At 64.7% G+C, this 3,859-nt stretch carries 3 protein-coding genes; 2 read left to right on the forward strand and 1 reads right to left on the reverse strand.

The window, feature by feature from the left end:
- On the reverse strand, positions 1-897 hold an 897-nt coding region (locus RMO40_RS10705; protein WP_309720412.1), incomplete at its 3' end, for an ABC transporter permease subunit.
- Between the two features lie 138 nt (positions 898-1,035).
- On the opposite strand from RMO40_RS10705, the gene RMO40_RS10710 reads away from it, so the two are divergent.
- The gene (locus RMO40_RS10710) at positions 1,036-2,808 is read left to right on the forward strand and encodes an ABC transporter substrate-binding protein (RefSeq protein WP_309720416.1); all 1,773 of its coding nucleotides are present in this window, start codon (positions 1,036-1,038) and stop codon (positions 2,806-2,808) included.
- A gap of 95 nt (positions 2,809-2,903) precedes the next feature.
- The coding region (locus RMO40_RS10715) for an ABC transporter substrate-binding protein (protein WP_309720418.1) at positions 2,904-3,859 on the forward strand (956 nt) is incomplete at its 3' end.

A 3,859-nucleotide genomic window follows, 5' to 3' on the forward strand; every position in this document is an offset into this window, starting at 1 on the left:
GTCGACGAGCAAGTTGATCACCATCGTGATCACCGCCAGGTACACCGTCACTGCCTGGATCACCGGGTAGTCGCTGCGGTTCACCGCCAGCAGCACTTCGCGGCCCAAGCCGGGGATCGAGAAGAAGACCTCGATCAGGAAGGAACCGACGAAGACGCCCGGCAGCGCCAGGCCGATGTTGGTCAGGATCGGGATCATCGCGTTGCGCAGCACATGCTTGAACATCACGGTGTTCTCGGTCAGGCCCTTGGCGCGCGCGGTGCGCACATAGTCCTGGCCCATCTCGTCGAGGAAAAAGCTGCGGTACAGCCGCGTCTGCGGTGCCAGGCCCACCATCACGGCCAGCAGCACCGGCAGCGGCGCGTAGGTGGCCAGGTTGGTCCAGACGCTGTCGCTCCAGCCCTGCACCGGGAACCAGCCGAGCTGGAAGCCGAACAGGTACTGGCCGACGATGATGTAGACCAGGAAGCTGATCGACAGCGCGATCGTCGTGATGACCATGATGCTGCGGTCGGCCAGCGAGCCACGGCGGTAGGCCACCCACATCGCGATCGGCAGCGCCAACAGCACGTCCAGGATCAGGATCGGCAGCATCACCGTCAGCGTGGCCGGCAGCCGGCTCGCGAACAGCGACGACACCGCCTCGTTGGTGGCCCAGCTCTTGCCCCAGTCGAAGCTCAGGATGCTTTTGAAGTAAATGCCGAGCTGGACCCAGACCGACTGGTCCAGCCCGAGCTGCTGGCGGATCGCCGCGATCTGCTCGGGCGTAGCGTTCAGGCCACCGAGGATCTCGGCCGGGTCGCCGCCGAAGTATTTGAACAAGAAGAACACCAGCAGCACAACGCCGAACAAGGTCGGCACCATTTGCCACAGGCGCCGTATCAGATAGGCCGCCATGAAGATTCACCCGCTTTGGGACGGCCGCAGTGTAGGGCGCCGCCCCACCAGGGTTCCCCCGCATTTGCCCCCTCTCCCTCTGGCAGAGGGTTGGGGTGAGGGTGGGGTGAGGGCCGCACGCCGCTAGACTGCCACGCCATGATCCGTCTTCTTCTGCTGGCTGCGACGTTGTCTTGCGGCAGCGCATTGGCGCAGCCCCTGAAGGTGCTGCGTTACGCCTTCCCCGTCGCCGAAACCGGTTTCGACCCAGCGCAAATTTCCGACCTGTATTCGCGCACCGTCGCGGCCAACATTTTCGAGGCGCCGCTGACATATGACTTCCTGGCCCGCCCGGCCCAGGTCAAGCCGCAGACCGCGGCGGCGTTGCCCGAGATCAGCGAGGACGGCAAGCGCTTCGTCTTCCGCATCCGCCCCGGCATCTTCTTCGCCGACGACCCGGCCTTCAAAGGCGCCAAGCGCGAGCTGACCGCCGCCGACTACGTCTACTCGGTCAAGCGCCACTACGACCCCAAGCACAAGAGCCCGAACCTGTTTCAGCTCGAAAACGCCGGCATCCTGGGGCTGACCGAGCTGCGCAAGAAGGCCATCGCCGAAAAGCAGCCCTTCCCCTACGACATCGAGGTCGAGGGCCTGCGCGCGACCGACCGCTACACCTTTGAAGTGCGCTTGGCGAAGCCCGCGCCGCGTTTCTTCTACACCTTTGCCGACGGCGCGGTGATGGGCGCGGTGGCGCGCGAGGTGATCGAGGCTTATCCCGACAAGGCGATGGAGCACCCGGTGGGCACGGGGCCCTTCCGCCTGACACGCTGGCAGCGCAGCGCGAAGATCGTGCTCGACCGCAACCCAAATTACCGCGATCACCTCTACGACGAGCAAGCCGGCGCAAGCGATGTCAGCGCCGCCGCGATCGCGGCACGCTTGAAAGGCCAAAGGTTGCCGATGGTCGACCGCATCGAGGTCAGCATCATCGAAGAGGTGCAACCGCGCTGGCTGGCTTTTCTGAACGCCGAACACGACCTGCTCGAACGTCTGCCCAACGAGTTCGCCACGTCCGCCATCCCGAACAACAGGCTCGCGCCCAACCTGGCCAAGCGCGGCGTGAAGATGGAACGCGTGTCGCTGGTCGATGCCACGCTGTCCTACTTCGGCATGGAGCATCCGGTCGTCGGCGGCTACACGCCCGACAAGGTGGCGCTGCGACGTGCGTTGGCGCTGGCCTACGACGTCGACAAGGAAATCACGCTGATGCGCCGCGGCCAGGCGATCCCGGCGCAAAGCGTGATTCCGCCGCTGCTCTCGGGCTACGACCCCGCCCTCAAGAGCGAGATGAGCGACCACGACCTGGCCCGGGCCAAGGCACTGCTCGACCTGTATGGCTATGTCGACAAAGACGGCGACGGTTGGCGCGATCTTCCCGACGGTGCGCCGCTGCGGCTTGAGTATTCGAGCCAGCCCGACCAGCTTTCTCGCCAGCAACAGGAGCTTTGGAAGAAGGCGATGGACCGCATCAACGTGCGCATCGATTTCAGCATCGCCAAGTGGCCCGAGCAGTTGAAGCAAAGCCGAGCTGGCAAGTTGATGATGTGGGGCGTGGCCTGGGGCGCCGTCAACCCCGACGGCCAGTATTTCCTCGACCTGCTGTACGGGCCCAACAAGGGGCAAGCCAACCACGCGCGCTTCGACCTGCCCGCCTTCAACGTACTCTACGAACGCAGCAGCGTGATGCCCGATGGCCCCGCGCGAGAAGCGGTGATGCGCGACGCCAAGCAGCTCACGATCGCCTACATGCCGTACAAGGTCACCGGCCACCGCATCGCCACCGACCTGATGCACTCGCACGTGCTGGGCTACAAGCGGCACCCGTTCATGCGCGATTGGTGGCGCTACGTGGATGTGGAGGCCAAGCGATGAAGCCCTTCGACGAGCTCAGGGCGAACGGGCGGCGGCTGTTGCTTTGCGTCGCCCTGGTGGTTCCGGCGCTCACTCACGCGCAAGCGCCCCAGCCCATGCTTAAGGTTCTGCGCATCGCCTTCCCTGTCGCCGAAACCGGCTTCGATCCGGCCAAGATCAATGACATCTACTCGCGCACGATCACGCCGCACATCTTCGAAGGCTTGTACCAGTACGACCATCTGGCTCGGCCGGCCAAGATCAAGCCGCTGACGGCCGTGGCGATGCCCGAGGTGTCGGCCGACTTCCGCACCTGGACCATCAAGCTGCAGCCGGGCATCTTTTTCGCGGCGGACCCTGCATTCAACGGCAAGCGGCGCGAGCTCGTCGCCGCCGACTACGTGTACTCGATGAAGCGCCCGCTCGACCCGGCCAACAAGAGCCCGATCGTGGCAGGCCTGGTCGAATACAAGTACCTTGGCCTGAACGCGCTGCGCGACGACGCCATCAAGAACAGGAAAGCCTTCGATTACGACACCCCGATCGAGGGCATGCGGGCACTGGACCGCTACACGGTGCAGTTCAAGTTCGAGGAGCCGCGTCCGCGCTTCCTCGAAGTGTTGGCCACCTTCGATCTGTTCGGAGCCGTTGCGCGCGAAGTGGTCGAGAAGTACGGCGACGACATCATGGCGCACCCGGTGGGCACCGGGCCGTTCAAGCTGGTCCAGTGGCGGCGCTCCTCGCTGATCGTGCTCGAACGCAACCCCGACTACCGCCAGGTGTTGTACGACGCCGAACCGGCCGCTGACGATGCCGAAGGCCAAGCCGTGCTCACCCAACTCAAGGGCCGTCGGCTGCCGATGGTCGACCGCGTCGAGGTTTCGATCATCGAAGAAGCGCAGCCGCGCTGGCTGGCCTTCCTGAACGGCCAGCTCGACTTCCTGGCGGTGCCGACCGAGTTCGTCAGCCAGGCGGTGCCCAACGGCAAGCTTGCGCCCAACCTTTCCAAGCGGGGCATCCGCAGCCACCGCCAAGTCAACCCGCAGTCGGGCTACACCTACTTCAACATGAA

Source organism: Rhizobacter sp. (assembly GCF_031412075.1).
Classification (GTDB): Bacteria; Pseudomonadota; Gammaproteobacteria; order Burkholderiales; family Burkholderiaceae_C; genus Rhizobacter.

Coding starts and splice junctions, on each gene's coding strand:
- RMO40_RS10710 (WP_309720416.1), top strand. CDS start 1,036: ATGATCCGTCTTCTTCTGCTGGCTGCGACGTTGTCTTGCGGCAGCGCA.